Consider the following 20,852-nt stretch of genomic DNA (forward strand, 5'->3'; position numbering starts at 1 on the left):
GATGATCCACTACCGCATCGAACCGCACAGCCTGCAGGCCCACCTCTATCGCGTGGTGCTGCGTGTTGCACGTCCGCAGGCCGACACCACGGTGTCGCTGCCCGTGTGGATCCCCGGTAGCTACCTGGTGCGTGAGTTCGCCCGCCACCTCCAGCATCTCACGGCCCGGCAGGGTTCGCGCACGGTGCCGCTGGAGCAGCTCGACAAGTGCACCTGGCGGGCCCGCTGCACCGGTACGGCCGCGCTCGAAATCGAATACCAGGTCTACGCCTTCGACACCTCGGTGCGCGCCGCCTACCTCGATGCCCACCGCGGCTTCTTCAACGGCACGGGAGTCTTCCTGCGTGTGCACGGCCGTGAGGACGAGCCTCACCGTGTCGAGCTGCGCGGCCTGCCGCGCGGCTGGCAGGCGGCCACGGCCTTGCCGGTGATCCGGGCCGACGCGCGCGGGCAGGGTGTGTACGAGGCGGCCGACTATGATGAAGTGGTCGACCACCCGGTCGAACTGGGGCGCTTCTGGCGGGGGCGTTTCAAGGCCCAGGGCGTGGAACACGAATTCGTCGTGAACGGTGCCGCCCCGAGCTTCGACGGTGAACGCCTGCTGCGCGACACCCAGCGCATCTGCGAGACGGCCATCGCCTTCTGGCATGGCCGGCGCAAGCCCCCCTTTGCGCGCTACGTCTTTCTGCTCAATGTCGTCGACGACGGCTACGGCGGCCTGGAACACCGCGCCAGCACCGCGCTGATCTGCAGCCGGCGCGACCTGCCACGCCTGGGCGACGAGGGCCTGTCCGACGGCTACGTCACGCTGCTGGGCCTGATCAGCCACGAGTATTTCCACACTTGGAACGTCAAGCGCCTGCGGCCGGCGGAATTCACGCGCTACGACTACAGCCGCGAGAACTACACGCGGATGCTGTGGTTCTTCGAAGGCTTCACGTCTTACTACGATGATTTGTTGCTGCGCCGTGCCGGGTTGATCGACGAGGCCCGCTACCTCAAGCTGCTGGCGCGCACGATCACCAACACCATCACGCTGCCGGGCCGCCAGGTGCAAAGCGTGGCCCAGGCCAGCTTCGATGCCTGGGTGAAGTACTACCGTCCCGACGAGAACACCGTCAACGCCACGATCAGCTACTACACCAAGGGCGCGCTCATTGCGCTGGCCCTGGATCTGCGGCTGCGTCTTGAAGGCCAGGGTACGCTGGACGAGGTGATGGCTTGGCTGTGGCGCCACACCGACGGCGGCCCGATGGACGAGGCCCTGTTTGCACAGGCGCTGGAGGCCGTGGGCGCTCGCAGCTACCGCCGGGAGATCCAGGCCTGGGTGCACGGCACCCAGGATCTGCCCTTGGAAGAGCTGCTGCGCGCCCATGCGGTGCGCTGGCAGCGCGAGGCGCCGAGCTGGGCCCAGCGTCTGGGGGTGCGTGTGGCTGAGAACGGCGCGGTGACGGTGAAGATGGTCCTGCGCGGCAGTGCCGCCGAGCGCGCCGGACTGGCTGCCGGCGATGAGCTGCTGGCCGTGGACGGTTGGCGCCTGCGCAAGCTCGACGACCTCTCGGTCTACCTGGCGCGCTCCAGCGGGCCTGGCAAGGCGCGCCTGCTCATCGGCCGCGACCAGCGTGTGCTCGAGCTGTCGGTGCAGTTCCCCGCCGGGCTCGGTTCCGTGACACTGGTGCCAGCCGACCCGGCGCCGGCCGGCGAGCTGGAGCGCCGGCGTGCCTGGTTGAAGGCGCGTTGACGGCAAGCCTGCCGAGGCGGCCGAGCCCGCGGGCGGCTCTCAGGCCGCTCTCAGTCCGCTCGCTGCTGGGCATCGCCTTGGCCAGCCACCCGGCCGATGCCGAGCGCATTGCTGCCTTCCGCGACGCAGCGCGCTGAGCCTGGTCGCGTGACATCCCCGTGTTTTTTGTAAGCGGGAGTAATTCCGCCGCCTGCGGCATTGGAAGCGCGCAGCAGCCTGCGCATACTAGCGGGCTCATCGCACGTCGAACAACGCTTCTGAAGGGAGGAGCCTGGCGATGACATCCCCAACCGACGTGGCCCAGGTCGCGCACATGGCCATGCGCGGCACGGACTCCTCCCGCACTGCGCAGGAAGGAGCCCACGCTGGTGAGCACGGCTGCTGAACCCTGCAAGTACTGCCACAAAAGCGGCTTGTCGCTGCTGCTGCTGCGCCCCAGCCCGGTGGCGCTGCATGCGCAGTTGCAAGTGCCCGGCTCCCGTGAGGTGGCCGCCGACCCGGCGCTGGTCGAGCGCTGGGTGCCCGCAGGCCTGACACAAAGCCGCCCGGTGCTGCGCTTGCTGCGCGCCGGCTACGTGCACCTGTACATTCCCCAGACCGGCCAATGGCGCAGCTGGCGCGTCACGCCCCAAGCGCACCTGCTGGCGCAAGACCACCCCGCGTTTGGCATCGTGTGTGCCAACACCGTGTGCACCCGGCCCGAGCACAACGCCTCGGGCTATCAGTTGCTGCACCTGCCGCAGGCGCACGAACTCATTGGCCAGTCCATCTGGCTGGCCTTCAGCGCCAACCTGTGGAGCGACAAGCTCAAGGCGCGCAACCGGGCCAACCCCCAGGCCATGGTGGAGGTGCGCCTGGGGCAGGCGCCGGCGATGTGCTGAGCCACAGCCGGCTCAAGCGCCTGGCGGCCAGCAACGCCCAGGGGCGCGTGCGGCTGCAACTGGCCACCGACACGGTGCAGGCCCGCGAGGCGGGCGTGGCCGCAGCCGAGTTGGCCGCCGGCGGAGCGGGCCGCCTGGGCGGCGGGGCGCTCGCGCGCGCGCAGTCCGCCGCTTCGGGGGCGGCGCTGCGCGTGAGCGAAGACGAGTTCATGCGCCTGGTGCAAGCCCAAGCCGGCTGGCACCACAAAGCCGTGGCGCTGGTGGGCGAACTCGCACGCGCCCTGCCCGCCACGGCCCTCACGCTGGAAGGCCAGATCGGGCTGTTGGGGATGTGGCTCAATGGGATGGGGCTGAAGAGCACCTTAGACACGTTGATCAAGACCCGCGGTGAGGATGCGCTGGATTGGTTCAACGCCTTTGACTCCCTCTTCGGTGTGGTGGCCGGTGGTGCGCAAGTGCTGGAATCCGCCTGGGGCGCCAGCCTCACCCACCGGCTGGGCGAGCAAGCGGCCAAGCGCGCCGTCTCGGTGGGCGTGCTGCAAGCCGTGGGCAGCGTGGCGGGGGCGGCGTCGGGGTTTTCGTTGGCGGTGGGGCAGGCGATCAAGGCCAATCGAGCTCGTGTGAGCGGGGACGAAAGTGTCTTCTACTCCTATCTTTCGTCCTTTGGTGCGGCCCTTGGCTTCACCGCCTCCAGCGGCATCCTGGCCTGGGGCGCGGTGGCGCGGGTGATCGACCGGCGGCTGGGCACACACGGGGCGCTGTGGCGCGGGGCAGCCCGGGCCCGGCTGGCCAACATGGCGGTGCGCCGGGCCAGTGTGCACCTGGGGCTGAGGGCGGCCACGGGGCTGGGCTTGAGCTTGACGGGCTGGGGCCTGATCCTGGTGGGGCTGAGCCTGGTCGGTGAGGTGCTGGCGGTGGTGCTGACTCCCAGTGAGCAGCAGGCGTTTTTGAGGCGCACGTACTTCGGGATCGGGCCCAACAAGTTCAAGACGCTGGAGGAAGAGCTGCAAGCCCTGGAAGCGCTGGGCCGCGAAAGTGGCGCGCCCGAAGCGCCCGGGGCGCAGCCGGCATCGATCCCCGCGGGAGGACCTCGGCCATGAGCGCGGGCGAACGCCGGGTGGTGCTGGAGCCGCTGTACGAGCACGGCCAGCATGTGATGCCCATCTACGCGGCCGGCGAGCGGGTGGCGCTGAGCAACGCCAGCGTGGACGACATCAAAAAGCGCGGGGGCAAGAGGCTGCGCCCGGCCCTGGGGGTGTACGACAAGAAGCAAAAGGCGGCTGAGCGGCCCCAGGCCTACGGTTGGATCAAGGCGATCTATGCCGATGCGATCGAGTTCACCGCGATGCGCCAGGAGCTGGAGGGCATGCCCATGATCCAGGCGGCCATCGGGTTGATGGTTGGGGGGATTGGAGCGGCAGGGGGGGTAGGGGCGATGACGTGGCCGTTCATCTACCCGATTAAGGGCTTAGGCTATCAAGTGTTCTTTTTGATCGGCGGTTTGCTGATGGCCATCTTTTCCCTGCTCTTCCTGCTGTGGATGGTAGGCACGCCGGTGCGGCTGCTGTGGGGCGGCCCGCGGGATCTGCCGGTGGTCTTTGACCGGCGGCACCGCAAGGTGTACGTGATGCAGCAGGAAGTGGTCCCGGGCCTGTGGGGCTTGCTCAAGCCCTGGCCGGTCAGGGCCTGCGCCTACGAGTGGGACCTGGTGCAGGCCGAACACCACACCGAAGTGGCGCCCAACCCGGGCACGGGGGTGCGGCGCATCCACCGGCTGGCGTTCACGGTGCGCAAGAGCGCCGACGATCCCACGCTGATCGGGCATTTCCAGGTGGAGCTGGGTCTGGCCTTGACCGAGGCCATGGTGGCCCCGCTGTGGGAGCACATCCGCCGCTTCATGGAACAAGGCGGGCCGCACCTGCCGCACCCGGGCGAGCCGCTCGATGGGCGCAGCGACGATAAGCCCAGCTGGTGGCAAGCGGCCGGGCGCACCGGGCCCTTCGGGCCGCGCTATGGCTGGTGGTGGCGGGAGCATCCGGGGATCACGCTGCTGTACCACGTCATTGCGTTGCCGGGCATTGCGCTCATCGTGTGGGGGCTGTCCGTTGGCGCTTCACCGGCGATGTGGGGGGCATTGATGGCCCCCTACATTCCCTTGTCGATCAACTGGAGCCAGGCCACGGGGCTGTGGCTGGTGGCGCACACCTCGCGGCTGTATGAGTGGCCGCAGGCCGTGCGCCAGGCCATCGGGCAGCCGCTGCGCAAGGGGGTGGGGTGGTGAGTTCGTCATGAGTGCCCGTTACACGGTTCGGCTGGACACCTCACCCGAGCGCCACAGCGTTTCGGTGCGGCTGCAGAGCAAGGGCTGGGTGATGATCGGACGCATCCAGCGCGGTGCGCAGTTCGGAGCCCTGATGCAAACGCCCGAGGGGCGCCATGCGCTGGTCAATGGCGACCATGTCAGCGAACTCAACCAGAGCCAGGTGGCCTGTGCGCTCGAGCGAGCGCAGGCCAGGCCAAGCGGCTCAACGCAGCATCATGCGCGGCCGGCCGATGAGGCTCGTTCGCCACCCACAGGCTCGCCAAAGGTGATCATCAAGCGCAAGCGCGTCATCGCGCAGGCGCACGGGGCTTCGAACGTGGCGCCGCCGGCGCGATGAGGTGCGCACGTTGACAGAAGGTCAGGGGGCACTGCAGCCACAGACCCCGCCACAGCGCGAACAGCACAGCGGCTCTCGATAGCAGGCGCTCAGTACGGGTCGATGAAGCGGATACGGAAGGCCTCGGCCGTCGTCGGCCCGCGGTTGTCCTGCAGCACCCGCTGGGCCATGCTCAACACCGGCTTCAAGTCCGCCCAGGCCTTGGACTTCTCCAGACGCACGGCCAGGTCGTCGCCCATGGGCCCGAGCTGCTCGGAAACGAAGCGGGCGGCCTGCTGGCGCAGGGTGACGAATTCCGAGCCCGTGGGGCCCTGGCTGAACCCCGATTCGGCCGCCGAGGGTACGCTGTCGGGCGCCTTCGCCCCGTTCGGTGCAGACCGCTGGGCGGTGACAGCGATCACCTCGATGTACCCCTGGTCGCGCAACTGCTGGAGCAGGTCCTGGCCATCGCCGGGAATCATGCGCAGCAGCTCCTCGTCCGTGCGCTTGCCGTCCACCATGATCAGTGCCGAACGCAGCTTCATCGCTAGGTGGTTCTGGCGGGTGGCGATCTCGGCCTGTCCCTTTTCTGTTTTGCGGTACACCGTAGCCATCGGTCACCCTGGTTGCGCGCGATGATGGCAGCTTAACGCGCGAAGGCAGGCCACGCCATCAGGAAAGCACCGCCCCGGGGCGCGCGCGGGGGCTGCCGCGCGGTCGGATTTCACGCTACAGGCGGGGCCGTATAGTGAGGGGCTTCGAAAGGAGAACCCCGTGAGCGAACCCCTCATCCTGACCCAGGTGCGCGGCCAGGCCGCGCTGAAGGTGGGTGTCATCACCCTGAACCGGCCCAAGCAGCTCAACGCCCTCAACGATGCGCTGATGGATCAGCTCGGCGAGGCCTTGCTGGGCTTCGATGCCGACGAGACCATCGGCTGCATGGTCCTCACCGGTAGCGAGAAGGCCTTTGCGGCCGGTGCCGACATCTCGGCCATGGCGAAGTGGACTTACATGGAGGTCTACAAGTCCGACTTCATCACCCGCAACTGGGAAACCCTCAAGCGCGTGCGCAAGCCGGTGATCGCCGCGGTCTCGGGCTTTGCGCTGGGCGGAGGCTGCGAGCTGGCGATGATGTGCGACATCATCATCGCTGCAGACACCGCAAAGTTCGGCCAGCCCGAGATCAAGCTGGGCATCATCCCCGGCGCGGGAGGCACGCAGCGCCTGCCGCGCGCGGTGGGCAAGGCCAAGGCCATGGACCTCACGCTCACCGGGCGCATGATGGATGCCGCCGAGGCCGAGCGCGCCGGCCTGGTGTCGCGCGTGGTGCCGGCCGACAGGCTGCTGGACGAAGCCTTCGCCGCGGCCGATGCGATCTGCGGCTACTCGCTGCCCAGCCTGATCGCGGCCAAGGAATGCGTGAACCGAGCCTATGAGGCACCGCTCAACGAAGGCCTGCTCTTCGAGCGCCGCGCCTTCCACGCCCTGTTCGCCACCGAGGACCAGAAGGAGGGCATGGAGGCCTTCCTGGCCAAGCGCCCTGCGGCGTTCCGGCACCGCTGAGTCGCGTTCAGCGCGCCGCCAGCGCCTCCAGCAGGCGGCCATGGATGCCACCGAAGCTGCCGTTGCTCATGCACAGCACATGGTCGCCCGGGCGGGCCGCGGCCAGCACCTGGGCGATCACGCCATCGATGCTGTCGGCCACCTGGGCCTTCGCGCCCATCGGGGCCAGGGCCTGGGCGGCGTCCCAGCTCAGGCCGCCGCTGTGGCAGAAGGTGAGATCGGCCGCCTCCAGGGCCCAGGGCAACTGGGCCTTCATCGTGCCCAGCTTCATCGTGTTCGAGCGCGGCTCGAAGACGGCCAGGATGCGGGCCTTGCCCACACGGCGGCGCAGACCGTCCACCGTGGTGCGAATGGCGGTGGGATGGTGGGCGAAGTCGTCGTACACGGTCACGCCACCGGCCGTGCCGCGCACCTCCAGCCGGCGCCGCACGTTGCGGAAGGCGCCCAGGGCCTCGGCCGCCGCCTGCGGGGCCACGCCCAGGTGCTCGGCCGCGGCGATGGCGGCCAAGGCATTCAACTGGTTGTGCTCGCCTAGCAGTTCCCAGCGCACGTGGCCCACGGCCTGGCCGTTGCGGAGCACCTCGAAGTCGTGCGGTTCGCCCCGGGCCTCGAAGCCTTCGGCCCCGCCGAAGCGCACCACCTCGCTCCAGCAGCCCTTGTCCAGCACGCGCTGCAAGGGGGCCTCGCGGGCATTGACGACGAGGCGGCCGCTGGACGGCACGGTGCGCACGAGGTGGTGGAACTGGCGTTCGATCGCGGCCAGGTCGTCGAAGATGTCGGCGTGGTCGAACTCCAGATTGTTCAGCACGGCGGTGCGCGGCCGGTAGTGCACGAACTTGCTGCGCTTGTCGAAGAAGGCGGTGTCGTACTCATCGGCCTCGATCACGAAGGCAGGCCCCGAACCCAGGCGGGCTGACACCCCGAAGTTCTGCGGCACTCCGCCCACGAGGAAGCCGGGCTGCCGCCCGGTGGCCTCCAGGATCCAAGCCAGCATCGAGGTGGTGGTGGTCTTGCCGTGTGTGCCGGCCACGGCCAGCACATGGCGGCCGTGCAGGACATGCTCGGCCAGCCACTGCGGGCCGCTCATGTAGCGCAGTCCCGCATCGAGCACGGCCTCCATCAGCGGGTTGCCGCGGCTCACCACATTGCCCACCACCCAGACGTCGGGCTGCAGCGCAAGTTGGTCGGCGCCGTAGCCCTCGATCAGCTCGATGCCCAGCTCGCGCAACTGCTCGCTCATGGGCGGGTAGACGCCGGCATCGCAGCCGGTGACGCGGTGGCCCGCCTCGCGGGCCAGGGCGGCCAGCCCGCCCATGAAAGTGCCGCAGATGCCGAGGATGTGGAGGTGCATGCGTGAAGCCCGGCGCGGGCCGGGAACCAGGGGATCAGGAAGCAAAAGCGGCGCGGGCGGCGTCGATGGTGGCGGCGATGTCCTCGGCCGTGTGGGCGGCGCTGACAAAGCCGGCTTCATACAGGGCGGGCGCGAGATAAACGCCGCGCTCGAGCATGCCGTGGAAGAAGCGGTTGAAGGCGTCCTTGTCGGTGGCCATGACCTGCCCGTAGTGCTGTGGCAGCTCGCGCGCCAGGAAGAAGCCGAACATGCCGCCTTCGCAGTCGACGGCCAGGTCGATTCCGGCCTCCCGCGCCGCGCCTTGCAGCCCATCCACCAGCGAGCGGGTGCGCGCCGACAGGGCCTCGAAGAAGCCAGGCCGGCTGATCTCGCGCAGCGTGGCCAGGCCGCAGGCCGTGGCCACCGGATTGCCCGACAGGGTGCCGGCCTGATAGACCGGGCCCGTGGGAGAGAGCTGCTCCATGATGGCGCGCGGGCCGCCAAAGGCCGCCAGCGGCATGCCCCCGCCGATCACCTTGCCGAAGACGCTGAGGTCCGGCTGGAAGCCCGGGATGAGCCGGCCGTACAGCCCCTGCGCGCCGTGCAGGCCCACGCGAAAGCCGGTCATGACCTCGTCGAAGACCAGCAGTGCGCCGTGCCGCGTGCACAGCTCGCGCAGCCGGGTCATGAACGGCACGCTGGCACGCACGAAGTTCATGTTGCCGGCGATCGGCTCGATCATCACGCAGGCGAGCTGCGCGCCGTGCTCGGCGAAGGCCGCCTCGAGCTGCTCGAGGTGGTTGTATTCGAGCACCAGGGTGTGTTGCACGGCCTCGGGCGGCACCCCGGCACTGGTGGGGTGGCCAAAGGTGGCCAGGCCCGAGCCGGCCTTGACCAGCAGGGCGTCGGCATGGCCGTGGTAGCAGCCTTCGAACTTGATCAGCTTGGGCCGGCCGGTGGCGCCGCGCGCCAGGCGGATCGCGCTCATGGCAGCCTCAGTACCCGAGCTCACCAAGCGCACCTGTTCCATCGAGGGCACGAGGGCCAGGATGGCTTCGGCCAGCTCGATCTCGCGCTCGGTGGGAGCGCCGAAAGAAAAGCCCTCGCTCACGGCCCGCTGCACGGCTTCGACCACGGCGGGGTGGCCGTGACCCAGGATCATCGGGCCCCAGGAGCCGATGTAGTCGATGTAGCGGCGGCCCTCGGCGTCGTAGAGGTAAGCTCCTTGGGCTCGCGTGATGAAGCGCGGCGTGCCACCCACGGCGCGGAAGGCACGCACGGGCGAGTTGACGCCGCCAGGAATGACCTTGCGGGCGCGTTCGAAGAGTTGGTCGTTGGTGGCCATGCGATGCAGGGGTGGGGGCCGGCGGGCAGGCCCGCGGCGGTTCAGTGGATGTGGCGCGGATCCGGGGTTCCGCCACCGTCGGCCTCGCCGGGGGCCTCCTCGGACCCCTCGGCCGGCGGCAGGGCCCAGAAGAAACGATCGGGGATCACCCCGCCCATGCCGGGCCGGAAGCCGGCATCCAGGGTCTGGTCGAGAAAGGCCAGCGCCTCGGCGGCGGCATCGGTGACTTCGGCGCCATTGGCCAGCATCGCCGCCAGCGCCGCCGACAGCGTCTCGCCGGCGCCGACGAAGCCGGTGTCGAAGCGCTCGAAGCGTTCGCCGCTGACCGGCCCCTCGGCTGTGGCCAGCACGTTGTCGACGAAGTGATCGGGCAACTGGATGCCGGTGACGAGCACGAAGCGTGTGCCGTGCTCGGCGGCCGCGACGGCCAGCTCGCGTGGCGAGGCCGGCCGGTCGGCGTCCCACTCGGGCAGCAGGAAGTCGGTGAGGGTCTTGTGGTTGCCCACGAGCACCGAGGCCTGGGGCAACACCAGCTCGCGGAACGCCTCGTGATAGGCCTCGTGGGCGGATTCCTCCATCCAGGGCAGGCTGGGCAGGTAGGCCACGAGCGGCACGTCGGGATAGTCGGACAACACCTCGGCGACGGCGCCGATGGTTTCCGCGCTGCCGAGGAAGCCCACCTTCCAGGCGGCGATGGGGGTGTCTTCGAGGATGCTGCGGGCCTGCTCGACCACCGCCTCATCGTCGAGCACGTGATGATCGAACACTTCGGCGGTGTCGCGCAGCAAGATGGCCGTGACCACCGGCAACGGGTGCGCCCCCATGGCGCACAGGGTGGCCACGTCACCGCCCAGGCCGCCGGCTCCGCTGGGATCGTTGGCATTGAAGCTCATCACGCACGGCGGGGCGCCGGCGTCCTCGGGGGCGTCGATGGCCGGGGCCGGGTCTTGGGGGGGGTGGGACATGGGTGTGGGCCGGTGCGGTGGGCGAGGGCGGTCACTGCGGAACTTCACATGAACAATCGCGTGTAAGTTCGCACAAACCCTCGCGGTTTTGTGTGTTCACAAGGCTACAATGCCTCGCATCATTGTAGTGAAACTGATACAAAGTGAGCGAGTCTCGAACCTGGATGTGCCTGATTTGCGGATGGATCTACGACGAGGCCGCTGGCGACCCTGAACATGGCATCGCCCCGGGCACCGCCTGGGCCGATGTGCCGATGAACTGGGTCTGTCCCGAATGCGGCGCTCGCAAGGAAGACTTCGAAATGGTGCAGATCTAGCGCGACAGACGCGGGAACAGCCAATTCAAGTCGTTGAGGAGAGGGCTTCAGTGAGCGACACCGTTGCTTCGATCAGTCAAGCCACGTCTGCGGGGGGCACCAAGGTGCTCGTCATCGACGACAGCAACACCATCCGCCGCAGCGCCGAGATTTTCCTCAAGCAAGGCGGCTACGAGGTGGTGCTGGCCGAGGACGGTTTCGACGCGCTGGCCAAGGTCAATGACCACGAGCCGCACCTGATCTTCTGCGACATCCTGATGCCGCGGCTCGACGGCTACCAGACCTGCGCGATCATCAAGCGCAATCCCAAGTTCTCCGCGGTGCCGGTGATCATGCTGTCCTCCAAGGACGGTCTGTTCGACAAGGCGCGCGGACGCATGGTCGGCTCGCAGGACTACCTGACCAAGCCCTTCACCAAGGACCAGTTGCTTCAGGCCGTGGAACAGCACCGCCGTATCGCATGAATCCCCGGGCGCCCCACAGCAGGCGCCCTTTCTCATTGCATCCGTTTGCCCAGGGGCGCCTGCATGCAGGCGCCGAACGAGTGAGGTAGAAAGCCATGCCAGTCAAGAAGATCCTGTTGGTCGACGACTCGAAGACCGAGCTGCATCATCTGTCCGAACTGCTGTCCAAGCGCGGCTACAGCGTGCGCACCGCCGAGAATGGCGAGGAGGCCTTGCGCCGTCTGGCCGAGGACAAGCCCGACCTGATTCTGATGGACGTCGTCATGCCCGGCCAGAACGGTTTCCAGCTCACGCGCTCGATCACGCGCGACCCCAACTTCGCCGACGTGCCCGTGATCATGTGCACGAGCAAGAACCAGGAGACCGACAAGGTTTGGGGCATGCGCCAAGGTGCACGCGACTACGTGGTCAAGCCCGTGGACGCCGAAGAGCTGATCAGCAAGATCCGCGCCTTCGACTGATGAGCCGTCGCGCAGACCGCAGCAGGGACCTGCGGGGTCGCACCCGAGCAACCACAGACACACACCATGGCGAACAAAGAAGCGCTGCGTGAGCTGCAAAGCCGGCTGGCCGAGCGTTTGCAGGCCGCGCGCACCGAGGCGCGCACGGCGAGCTGGCTGGCGGTGGAGTCCGCAGGCCGGCGTTTCCTGCTGCCTTTGCAGGATGCCGGCGAGATCTTCCCGTTCTCGTCGTGCGTGAGCGTGCCGCACACCTCGCCCTGGTTCCTGGGCGTGGCCAACCTGCGCGGTGGTCTGCATGGCGTGGTCGACTTGGCCGCCTTCCTGGGTCTAAAAGCCGCGAGCGTGCCAGGCGCCGACGGCCTGCGCGAGCAGGCCCGGCTGATCGCGCTCAATCCGTCGCTGGACATCAATTGCGCCTTGCTGGTGGAACGGCTGGCCGGCCTGCGCAGCCGCGACCAGCTCCAGCCGGCCGACGATGGTGCGGACGAGCGTGCGGCGCGTCCCGGCTTCGTGGGCAAGCGCCTGCGCGACGCCCAGGGGCGTGTCTGGCAGGAGCTGCACTTGGCGGCGCTGGCGCGTGACGAGGCATTCCTGAGGATCGTGGGCTGACGGGGCGCTTCGCGCGACGACGACCGGCCTGGTATGAGTGACGTTCGAGCAGAAAGCTAGAGGGGAAAATGAGTTTCATCAGCAAGATCACCGGCAAGGGCAAGAAGGGGCCGGGCGAGGACTCGCTGGGCAAGCCGTACGACGACGCCTCGGACGACCTGCCCCTGCCAGGGCCGGACGCGACGATCAGCCTGGAAACCCGGCCCGCCGGGACATCCTCCGCGGACAAGGACTCGTCCATCATCTCTGAGGTGGCGCCATCGGAATTGCCCGGTGAGTTCGCGCAAACGCGCATGCAGGCCGGAGATGTCGGGGAATCCAGCTCGCGGCTGCCCCTGATTGGCCATCTGCCGGTGGCTCAGCAGCAGCGGATCCTGGGTGCGCTGACCGTGCTGGGCGTGGTGGGGCTGCTCGCGGTGGTGGGCATCTCGCAGAACAACGCCAACAACGTGGCCACCCAGGTGCGCACCACCGGTGAGGCGCTGATGCAGTCGCAGCGCCTGGCCAAGTCGGTGTCGCAGGCCCTGGTGGGCAGCCCTCAGGCCTTCCCGGAGGTGCGAGAAAGCTCGACCGTGCTGGCCTCGGGCACGCGCGGCCTGCGCAACGGCAGCTCCGACATTCCGCCGGTGTCGCCCGACGTGCAGCAGGCCCTCGAGCCCATCATGCCCCTGGTCGATCGTGCCGAGAAGAATGCCGGCATCGTGCTGGCACAGCAGGAAATCCTGACCCAGGTCGGGCAGGCCCTGCGCACCATCAACCGCCAGTCGGCCGACCTGCTGGAGATCGCCGAGACCATCTCCTCGCTGAAGCTGCAGCAGAACGCCTCGCCGGCCGAGATCTCGGCGGCGGGCCAGCTCGTGATGCTCACGCAGCGCATCGGCAAATCGGCCAACGAGTTCCTGACGATGGAAGGCGTGTCGCCCGAGGCCGTGTTCCTGCTGGGCAAGGACCTGAACTCCTTCCGCGAGATCTCTCAGGGCCTGCTGGAGGGCAGCGCCGAACTGCGTCTGCCGCCCACGCGCGACGAACAGACCAAGGAGCGCCTGCTGGCCCTGCAGGAGCTGTACGAGCAGACCCGCACGCAGGCCGGGGCCATCCTGGGCAACCTGCAAGGCCTGGTGTCGGCCCGTGAGGCCCAGGTGGCGATCATCGACGACTCCGAGGCCCTGCGCAAAGGTCTGCAGCAGGTGCAAGAGCGCCTGTCCGAGCAGGCCGGCTTCGGCACCCTCAACGTCATCGTGCTGCTGGTGTCCATCGCGATGGCACTGGTCGGCATCCTCGGCCTGCTCTACGTGTACTTCCAGGCCGAGCGCGCGCGTGCGCAACTGGCCGAGCAGCAGCGGCTGGAAGCCGAGCGGCAGGAGCAGGAGGCCAAGCGCGTCAACGATGCGAACCAGGCGGCCATTCTGAGGCTGATGAACGAACTGCAGACGGTGGCCGAAGGTGACCTGACGCAGCAAGCCACCGTGACGGAAGACATCACCGGCGCCATCGCCGACTCGGTGAACTACACGGTGGAGGAACTGCGCAATCTGGTGTCGCAGGTGCAGGGCACGGTGTCGCGGGTGACCGAGACCACGCAGCAGGTGGAGGCCACCTCCACCGAACTGCTGGCCGCCTCGACAGAGCAACTGCGCGAGATCCGCGACACCGGCGAGTCGGTGCTCCAGATGGCCAGCCGAATCAACGACGTCTCGGCACAGGCCCAGCACTCGGCCCAGGTGGCACGCCAGTCGCTGATGGCGGCCGAACAGGGCCTGCAGGCCGTGCAGAATGCCATCGGCGGCATGAACGCGATCCGCGAGCAGATCCAGGAGACCTCCAAGCGGATCAAGCGGCTGGGCGAGTCGTCGCAAGAGATCGGCGAGATCACCGAACTGATCTCCGACATCACGGAACAGACCAACGTGCTGGCACTGAATGCCGCCATCCAGGCCGCCTCCGCGGGCGAAGCCGGTCGCGGCTTCTCGGTGGTGGCCGAGGAAGTGCAGCGGCTGGCCGAGCGCTCCGCCGACGCCACGAAGCAGATCGCAGCCCTGGTGAAGACCATTCAGACCGACACGGCCGATGCCGTGGCGGCCATGGAGCGCTCCACCCAGGGTGTGGTGGAAGGGGCCAAGCTGTCGGACAACGCCGGTACCGCGCTGGGCGAGATCGACCGCGTGTCGCGCCAGCTCGCCGAGCTGATCGAGCAGATCTCGGCCCAGGCCTCCCGCGAAGCCGAGTCGGCCAACATCGTGGCCGGCAACATCCAGCACATCTTCGCGGTGACCGAGCAGACGGGTGAAGGCACGCGATCGACGGCCCAACTGGTGCGCGAACTGTCCAAGACTGCCGAGGAACTGAAACAGTCGGTGTCGCGGTTCAAGATCAGCTGAGCAGGGTGGGGCACTGGATGGACAGCAGCAACCGTGACAGTCTGACCGGCGACGACCTCAGCGCCCTGGCCTGGGTCCAGGATGAACTGCGCAAGTCGCTCGACAACGCCCACAAGGCCTTGCGCCGCTTCCTCAAGGAGGCCGACAGCGCTGCCGGCTCGGACGTCGATGCCGTCGATCCGTCCGTTCTGCGCACCGCACGCCAGCAGCTCCACCAGGGGGTGGGCGCTCTCGAACTCGTGGGCATGCCAGCGGCTGCCAGCGTGCTGCGCGCCAGCGAGGCCGCCGTCCAGCGCTACATCCAGAAGCCCCAGAAGCTCGACGCTGCGGCGGTCGAGACCCTGGAGAAAGCCTCGTTTGGCCTGCTGGATTACCTCTCGCGCGTGCTGGCCGGCCGCAAGGTCTCCTGTGTGTCTCTCTTTCCCCAGTACCGCGCGGTGCAGGAACTGGCCGGGGCCGACCGCATCCACCCCGCCGACCTGTGGAGCGTCGACTGGCATTGGACGGAGGTGGCCGACGTCGCCACCGGCGTCGGCCCGCGCAGCGCCGACGCGGCCACACGCGGTGAACTCGAGACCCTGCTGCTGGCGTTGATGCGGGGCCGCTCCACGGCCCGCACCGCCCAGCGCATGAGCGACCTGTGCGCCGGCCTGGGCGTGAGTGCCCCGGGGATGCATGCCGCCACGTTCTGGCGGCTTGCGGCAGCCTTCTTCGAGGCGCTGGCCCGAGACCTGCTGCCGCTGGATGTCTACAGCAAACGCGTGGCTTCACGCATCCTGGCGCAGTTCGGCATGATCGAGCGCGGCGAGTCGGCCGTCTCCGAGCGTCTGGCGCAGGACCTCCTTTTCTTCTGTGCCCAATGCCGCCCCGGCGATACGCTGGCACCTCGTGTGCAGGCCGTGCGCCGGGCCTACGGCCTGGAAGACCACGAGCCGGTGAACTACGAGGTGTCCCACCTCGGCCGCTTCGACCCGGCCCTGCTGGTGCAGGCGCGCAAGCGCGTGGCCGCCGCCAAGGATGCCTGGTCGGCCGTGGCCGGCGGCGAGATGCACCGCCTGACCGGCTTGAACGAGCAATTCAGCCTCGTGGGGGATTCCCTGCGCAGGATTTACCCGGCCGGCGAGGCCCTGGCCGAGGCGCTGATGCGCTCGGTGGCCCAGACGGTGGAGTCGGCCAGCGCCCCCCAGGCCCCGCTGGCCATGGAAGTGGCCACCAGCGTGCTCTACCTCGAGGCCTCGCTGGAAGACGCGGATTTCGACGACCCGCAGCTCGCCGAGCGCAGCAACCGCTTGGCCGAACGCATCGAGTCGGTGCGCCGGGGTGAGCCGGCCCAGCCGCTCGAGTCCTGGATGGAGGACCTGTACCGCCGGGTCTCGGACCGCCAGACCATGGGCAGCGTGGTGCAGGAACTGCGCGCCTCGCTGAGCGAGGCCGAGAAGCTGATCGACCAGTACTTCCGCAACCCGGCCGACCGTTCCGTGCTGGCGCCGGTGCCCGGTCAACTGGCCGCCATGCGCGGCGTGCTCTCGGTGCTGGGCATGGATCAGGCTTCGCAGGCCGTGCTGCGCATGCGCGACGTGGTCGACGAACTGCTGGCCACCGAGGTCGATCCGCAATCGCCGTCGGCAGCCGCCACGTTCGAGCGGCTGGCCGGCAATCTGGGCGCGCTGGGCTTCCTGATCGACATGCTCAGCTACCAGCCGCAGATGGCGAAGTCGCTGTTCACTTTCGATGCCCATCGGGGCGAACTGCGCCCGGTGATGGGCCGCGCCAGCGAGCCGGCCCCGCCAGTGACGCTGGTCGAACCCCGGCTGATCGAGCAGGCCCAGGCGCTGGCCGCCCAGGTCGAGCGCGAGGATCTCTCCCTCGAAACCCTGTCTGCCGAACTGCAGCGCCTGTCCGACCAGGCCTTGGTGGCCGACCAGCCGGCGCTGGCCGAGCCGCTGAACCAGGCCCATGCCGCGGTCGAGCAGGCTGCACGCGGTGAGGCCGACCTCCAGGCGGTGCGCGAGCAGGTCGCGCAGGCCGTGGCCGATTTCGTCTCCACGGCCTCGGATGCCGCCACGCTGGCTCCCGAAGTGGTCGCCGCACCGGCGACCGCACCGGCCGCGCCAGGGCCCTCCGGCCTGGAAGACGACGACGAGATGCGCGCCATCTTCCTCGAAGAAGCCCAGGAGGTGATGGGTGCGGCCGGTGCCGCGCTGGACCTGTTGACCCGCACGCCCGACGACATCGAGCAACTCACCACCGTGCGCCGCTCGTTCCACACGCTCAAAGGCAGCTCGCGCATGGTCGGACTCAACGACTTCGGCGAGGCGGCCTGGGCCTGCGAGCAGCTCTACAACACCTGGCTGGCCGACCAGAAGCCGGCCAGCGACGACCTGCTGGCTTTCACCGGCGAGGTGCTCGACTACCTGGCGGCCTGGATCGGCGAGATCGCCGCGCGCGTGGACCCCACGCACCACAGCATCCCGGTGCGCACCGCGGCCGATGCGATGCGGTTGGAAGGCCGGCGCCTGGCCGTGCATGCCCCCGGCGGCCCTACGGCGGTGTCGATGCCGGCCGAGCTGCCGGTGGCCGAACCGCCGACCCCGGCCGCACCGGTGGTGGAGCTGCCGGCCTTCACGCTGGACCTGTCGGCCTTCGAGGATGCCGCCGCGCCCGTGGCGACCGCCGAACCGGCCGTCGCCGAGGCCCCGCCGGCTGCTTCGGAAGACCCTCTGCCCGAGGCCGGCGCTGCCGCCCAGGCCGAGGTGATCGTCGATTTCGGGGACCTCGACCTGGACCTCGGGTCCACCGAGACGATCGAAGCCGCCCCGGCGCTGCCCGACAATGTCGTGCCTTTGCCTCTGCGCGCCATCGCGCCGGCCGAAGGGCATGACACACCGTCCGCCCCGGCGCAGCCGCCGGCCGAACCGGTGAACGACCAGGTCAAGGTGGTCGGTCCTCTGCGCATCGGTATTCCGCTGTTCAACATCTACCTGACCGAGGCCGACGAGCTGTCACGGCGGCTGAGCACCGAGCTGGCCGAATGGGCCCTGGAACTCGACCGCCCGGTGGGCGAGGCAGCGATCGCCCATGCACATTCGCTGGCTGGCTCGTCGTCGACCGTGGGCTTTGCCGACCTCTCGCAACTGGCGCGCCGTCTGGAGCACGCGCTGACGCGCTCGCAGGCCATCGGGCGCGGCGATGCCGAGCAGGCGAGACTCTTCGTCGATGTCGCTGACGAGATCCGCCGCTTGCTGCACCAGTTCGCCGCGGGCTTCCTGAAAGAACCCTCGCCGGAGCTGCTGGCGCGTCTGGACGAGCACGAACTGCACTCGGCGCGTGCGCTGGAATCGCTGCATGCCCGCGGCGACCTCGATGAGTCCGGGCCGGGCGAGCTGGTGCCGCCGCAGGCCGTCGCTGACGACGCTCACGACGCTGACGACGCTGACGACGCCGGGTCTGTCGCTGAGGCCGTGTCGCCCGCCGAAGGTGGGCCGACCGAGCCGGCCCCGCTGGCCGGGCCGCCTTCCCTGCTGGGCTCGCTGCCCGACCTGGGCCGCACTGAGCTGCGTGAGCTGCCGGCCCTGCAGGCCGTGACCGCCTCAGCGGCCAGGCATGTGACGGGCCTGCCCGGCGAGGGGCTGGACATCGATGACGACATCGATGCGGTCGATGCGGTCGATGCCGATCTGTTCCCCATCTTCGAGGAAGAGGCCCAGGAACTGCTGCCCCAGCTCGCCAGTGAGCTGCGCGAGTGGCTGCGCCAGCCCGGCGACACGCATGCAGGCCAAGCCTGCATGCGCACCTTGCACACTTTCAAGGGCGGCGCACGTCTGGCCGGCGCGATGCGCCTGGGCGAACTCGCCCACCGCCTCGAGACCTCGATCGAACGCCTGCTGGCCCGTGGCGACGTCAGTGCCGAAGACGTCGAACCGCTGGAAGGGCGTGTGGACGTGATCACGGCGGTGTTCGAAGCCCTGCGCCGCCAGGACGCCCAGGCCTATGCCGATGCCACGGCGGCGGTTCAGGCCCGACCGGAGGCGGCGGCGGTGCTCGAGGCCCCGTCCTCGCCCCTGCCGCTGATGGAGCATGTGGACCTGCCGGTGGCCGATGCACCGGCCCTGCAGGACGTCGAGCCGGCGGCCGCACCGCAGGCGCCACCCACGGACACCGCCGCGGCGGGTACCGAGCCGGAGATCGACTGGTCGCGCTTCGTGCAGACTGCCTCCGGCGCAGCGGCGGGGCAGGGGGCTGTGGCACGCACGGCCGTGCAGACGGGGCAGGCCGCTGTGCGGGTGCGTGCCCAGTTGCTCGACCGCCTGGTCAACCAGGCCGGCGAGGTGAGCATCACCCGGGCCCGGCTGGAGTCCGGGGTCAGTCAGATCAAGGGCTCGCTGACCGACCTGACCGACAACCTGGAGCGGCTGCGCCAGCAGTTGCGTGACATCGAGCTGCAGGCCGAGACGCAGATGGCCTCGCGCATGGAGCAGGCCAAGGCCGAGGGTCTGGCCTTCGACCCGCTGGAGTTCGACCGCTTCACCCGCTTCCAGGAGATCACCCGCATGATGGCCGAGTCGGTGAACGACGTGGCCACGGTGCAGCGGGCCCTGCAGCGCACGCTGGAGACCACCGAGGATGAACTGGCCGCCCAGGCCCGCCTGACGCGCGAACTGCAGGATGACCTGCTGCGCACCCGCATGGTCGAGTTCGAGGGGCTGTCCGAGCGCCTGTACCGGGTCGTGCGGCTGGCCGCCAAGGAAACCGGCAAGCAGGTGCGCCTGGACATCGTCGGCGGTGCGATCGAAGTCGACCGTGGCGTGCTCGACCGCATGACCGCCTCGTTCGAGCACCTGCTGCGCAACTGTGTCACGCACGGCATCGAGCCGCCGCAGGAGCGTGCGGCGGCGGGCAAGGACCCGGTGGGCACCATCGTCGTGGCCCTGCACCAGGAAGGCAACGAAGTTGCCATCGAGTTCCGTGACGACGGGGCCGGCCTGAACCTCGCGCGCATCCGCGAACGCGGCCGGGCCATGGGCCTGATCGCGCCCGACGACGACCCCAGCGATGCCGAACTCGCCAACCTGATCTTCACACCGGGCTTTTCCACCGCCGAGACGGTCACCGAACTGGCCGGCCGCGGGGTGGGCATGGACGTGGTGCGCTCGGACGTGAACGCCATGGGCGGCCGCATCGAGACCGCCACGGCGCCAGGCCAGGGCACGAGCTTCAAGCTGGTGCTGCCGCTGACCACGGCGGTCACGCAGATCGTGATGCTGCGCTGCGGCAACGTCACCGTGGGCGTGCCGGCCAACCTGATCGAGATCGTGCGACGCGCCTCGCCCGAGGAAGTCCGGCGCGCCTACGAGACCTCGGTCTACCTGCTGGGCGATCAGATGCTGCCCTTCTTCTGGCTGGGTGCGTTGCTGCAATCCAGCGGGCACGGCCAGGAAGCCGGGCGCACCCTGCCCGTGGTGGTGGTGCGCAGCGCCCAGCAGCGTGTGGCCCTGCATGTGGACGAGGTGCTGGGCACCCAGGAAGTGGTGGTGAAGAACCTCGGGCCCCAGTTGTCGCGGCTGCCGGGCCTGGCCGGCATGACGTTGCTGGCCTCGGGCGCGGTGGCGCTGATCTACAACCCGGTGGCGCTGGCCACGGTGTACGGCGACGCGGCCCGGGCCCTCACCGCGGCGGCGATGCACCCGGCGGCCGAGGCCCAACGCCAAGCCGAGGCGGCCGAACGCCTGCGGGTTGCCGCCGAGGAGCCGGCCACGCCGCTGGTGCTGGTCGTTGACGACTCCCTCACGGTGCGTCGTGTGACGCAGCGCCTGCTGGCGCGCGAGGGCTACCGTGTGGCCCTGGCCAAGGATGGGCTGGAGGCCCTGGAGCGGCTGGCCGAGGAGCGTCCGGCGGTGGTGCTCAGCGACATCGAGATGCCCCGCATGGACGGCTTCGACCTCGTGCGCAACCTGCGGGCCGATGCGCGCCTGGCCGATCTGCCGGTCATCATGATCACCTCGCGCATTGCCCAGAAGCACCGCGACTATGCCGTCGAGCTGGGGGTCAACCACTACCTGGGCAAGCCCTACAGCGAAGAGGAGCTGCTGGCGCTGATCGGCCGCTACGTCGCCCAGGCCGCCGGTGCCCAGCCGGTGCATTGAATCCGGACGGAGGTCG

16 protein-coding genes are annotated in these 20,852 nt (G+C 69.1%); 12 read left to right on the plus strand and 4 right to left on the minus strand.

The window, feature by feature from the left end; genetic code table 11:
• The first annotated feature begins 1 nt into the window (after position 1).
• From AC1ECW_RS12655 to AC1ECW_RS12675, 5 genes are all read left to right on the plus strand, one after another.
• A complete protein-coding gene (locus AC1ECW_RS12655; protein WP_409707510.1) occupies positions 2-1,741 on the plus strand; it encodes a M61 family metallopeptidase in 1,740 nt (579 codons plus the stop codon).
• A gap of 368 nt (positions 1,742-2,109) precedes the next feature.
• Positions 2,110-2,622: a toxin VasX gene (locus AC1ECW_RS12660; protein WP_481201965.1), complete on the plus strand. Its 513-nt coding sequence runs from the start codon at positions 2,110-2,112 to the stop codon at positions 2,620-2,622.
• Positions 2,616-3,722, plus strand: coding sequence for a hypothetical protein (locus tag AC1ECW_RS12665; RefSeq protein ID WP_481201966.1), 1,107 nt, complete (start codon positions 2,616-2,618; stop codon positions 3,720-3,722). The genes AC1ECW_RS12660 and AC1ECW_RS12665 overlap by 7 nt, the downstream gene beginning before the upstream one ends.
• Entirely contained in the window at positions 3,719-4,903 is a 1,185-nt protein-coding gene (locus tag AC1ECW_RS12670) for a DUF6708 domain-containing protein (RefSeq protein ID WP_481201967.1), read from the plus strand. The genes AC1ECW_RS12665 and AC1ECW_RS12670 overlap by 4 nt, the downstream gene beginning before the upstream one ends.
• A 7-nt stretch (positions 4,904-4,910) precedes the next feature.
• Positions 4,911-5,282 (plus strand): hypothetical protein, encoded by a 372-nt coding sequence (locus AC1ECW_RS12675; RefSeq protein ID WP_481201968.1) that lies wholly within the window; start codon positions 4,911-4,913, stop codon positions 5,280-5,282.
• 89 nt (positions 5,283-5,371) lie between these two features.
• Here the strand turns inward: AC1ECW_RS12675 and AC1ECW_RS12680 are convergent, their stop codons facing one another.
• Entirely contained in the window at positions 5,372-5,875 is a 504-nt protein-coding gene (locus tag AC1ECW_RS12680; protein WP_409705511.1) for a hypothetical protein, read from the minus strand.
• A gap of 160 nt (positions 5,876-6,035) precedes the next feature.
• Between AC1ECW_RS12680 and AC1ECW_RS12685 the strand changes: the two genes are divergently transcribed.
• Positions 6,036-6,824 (plus strand): enoyl-CoA hydratase, encoded by a 789-nt coding sequence (locus tag AC1ECW_RS12685; RefSeq protein WP_409705508.1) that lies wholly within the window; start codon positions 6,036-6,038, stop codon positions 6,822-6,824.
• Positions 6,825-6,831: 7 nt separating this feature from the next.
• Here AC1ECW_RS12685 and mpl read toward each other — a convergent pair whose 3' ends face one another.
• From mpl to thiD, 3 genes are read right to left on the minus strand one after another with little or no spacing between them, the layout of a single operon-like run.
• Entirely contained in the window at positions 6,832-8,175 is a 1,344-nt protein-coding gene (mpl, locus tag AC1ECW_RS12690; RefSeq protein ID WP_481201969.1) for a UDP-N-acetylmuramate:L-alanyl-gamma-D-glutamyl-meso-diaminopimelate ligase, read from the minus strand.
• 34 nt (positions 8,176-8,209) lie between these two features.
• Complete coding sequence (hemL, locus tag AC1ECW_RS12695; protein ID WP_409705502.1) at positions 8,210-9,499, minus strand: glutamate-1-semialdehyde 2,1-aminomutase; 1,290 nt, start codon at positions 9,497-9,499, stop codon at positions 8,210-8,212.
• Between the two features lie 41 nt (positions 9,500-9,540).
• Complete coding sequence (gene thiD / locus AC1ECW_RS12700; protein WP_409705499.1) at positions 9,541-10,464, minus strand: bifunctional hydroxymethylpyrimidine kinase/phosphomethylpyrimidine kinase; 924 nt, start codon at positions 10,462-10,464, stop codon at positions 9,541-9,543.
• Between the two features lie 164 nt (positions 10,465-10,628).
• Between thiD and AC1ECW_RS12705 the strand changes: the two genes are divergently transcribed.
• The 6 genes from AC1ECW_RS12705 (at position 10,629) to AC1ECW_RS12730 (ending at position 20,836) form a co-directional block, all read left to right on the plus strand.
• Complete coding sequence (locus AC1ECW_RS12705) at positions 10,629-10,781, plus strand: rubredoxin (protein WP_019560853.1); 153 nt, start codon at positions 10,629-10,631, stop codon at positions 10,779-10,781.
• A gap of 50 nt (positions 10,782-10,831) precedes the next feature.
• Positions 10,832-11,245, plus strand: a complete 414-nt coding sequence (locus AC1ECW_RS12710; RefSeq protein WP_409705496.1) for a response regulator — start codon at positions 10,832-10,834, stop codon at positions 11,243-11,245.
• Positions 11,246-11,340: 95 nt separating this feature from the next.
• Positions 11,341-11,706 carry a response regulator gene (locus AC1ECW_RS12715; protein ID WP_409705494.1) on the plus strand — a complete coding sequence of 122 codons (366 nt, stop codon included), beginning with the start codon at positions 11,341-11,343 and terminating at the stop codon, positions 11,704-11,706.
• Positions 11,707-11,772: 66 nt separating this feature from the next.
• Positions 11,773-12,315, plus strand: coding sequence for a chemotaxis protein CheW (locus AC1ECW_RS12720; protein ID WP_481201970.1), 543 nt, complete (start codon positions 11,773-11,775; stop codon positions 12,313-12,315).
• 68 nt (positions 12,316-12,383) lie between these two features.
• On the plus strand, positions 12,384-14,693 hold the full coding sequence (locus AC1ECW_RS12725; protein ID WP_481201971.1) for a methyl-accepting chemotaxis protein: 2,310 nt from the start codon (positions 12,384-12,386) through the stop codon (positions 14,691-14,693).
• Positions 14,694-14,710: 17 nt separating this feature from the next.
• Positions 14,711-20,836: a hybrid sensor histidine kinase/response regulator gene (locus tag AC1ECW_RS12730; RefSeq protein ID WP_481201972.1), complete on the plus strand. Its 6,126-nt coding sequence runs from the start codon at positions 14,711-14,713 to the stop codon at positions 20,834-20,836.
• Positions 20,837-20,852 lie beyond the last annotated feature (16 nt).

It is taken from the genome of Caldimonas hydrothermalis, assembly GCF_056746695.1.

Bases quoted from the DNA above. Each gene is read 5' to 3' on its own strand.
- AC1ECW_RS12655 (WP_409707510.1), top strand. From the start codon at position 2: ATGATCCACTACCGCATCGAACCGCACAGCCTGCAGGCCCACCTCTAT.
- AC1ECW_RS12670 (WP_481201967.1), top strand. From the start codon at position 3,719: ATGAGCGCGGGCGAACGCCGGGTGGTGCTGGAGCCGCTGTACGAGCAC.
- AC1ECW_RS12675 (WP_481201968.1), top strand. From the start codon at position 4,911: ATGAGTGCCCGTTACACGGTTCGGCTGGACACCTCACCCGAGCGCCAC.
- AC1ECW_RS12680 (WP_409705511.1), bottom strand. From the start codon at position 5,875: ATGGCTACGGTGTACCGCAAAACAGAAAAGGGACAGGCCGAGATCGCC.
- mpl (WP_481201969.1), bottom strand. From the start codon at position 8,175: ATGCACCTCCACATCCTCGGCATCTGCGGCACTTTCATGGGCGGGCTG.
- hemL (WP_409705502.1), bottom strand. From the start codon at position 9,499: ATGGCCACCAACGACCAACTCTTCGAACGCGCCCGCAAGGTCATTCCT.
- thiD (WP_409705499.1), bottom strand. From the start codon at position 10,464: ATGTCCCACCCCCCCCAAGACCCGGCCCCGGCCATCGACGCCCCCGAG.
- AC1ECW_RS12705 (WP_019560853.1), top strand. From the start codon at position 10,629: ATGTGCCTGATTTGCGGATGGATCTACGACGAGGCCGCTGGCGACCCT.
- AC1ECW_RS12715 (WP_409705494.1), top strand. From the start codon at position 11,341: ATGCCAGTCAAGAAGATCCTGTTGGTCGACGACTCGAAGACCGAGCTG.
- AC1ECW_RS12720 (WP_481201970.1), top strand. From the start codon at position 11,773: ATGGCGAACAAAGAAGCGCTGCGTGAGCTGCAAAGCCGGCTGGCCGAG.
- AC1ECW_RS12725 (WP_481201971.1), top strand. From the start codon at position 12,384: ATGAGTTTCATCAGCAAGATCACCGGCAAGGGCAAGAAGGGGCCGGGC.
- AC1ECW_RS12730 (WP_481201972.1), top strand. From the start codon at position 14,711: ATGGACAGCAGCAACCGTGACAGTCTGACCGGCGACGACCTCAGCGCC.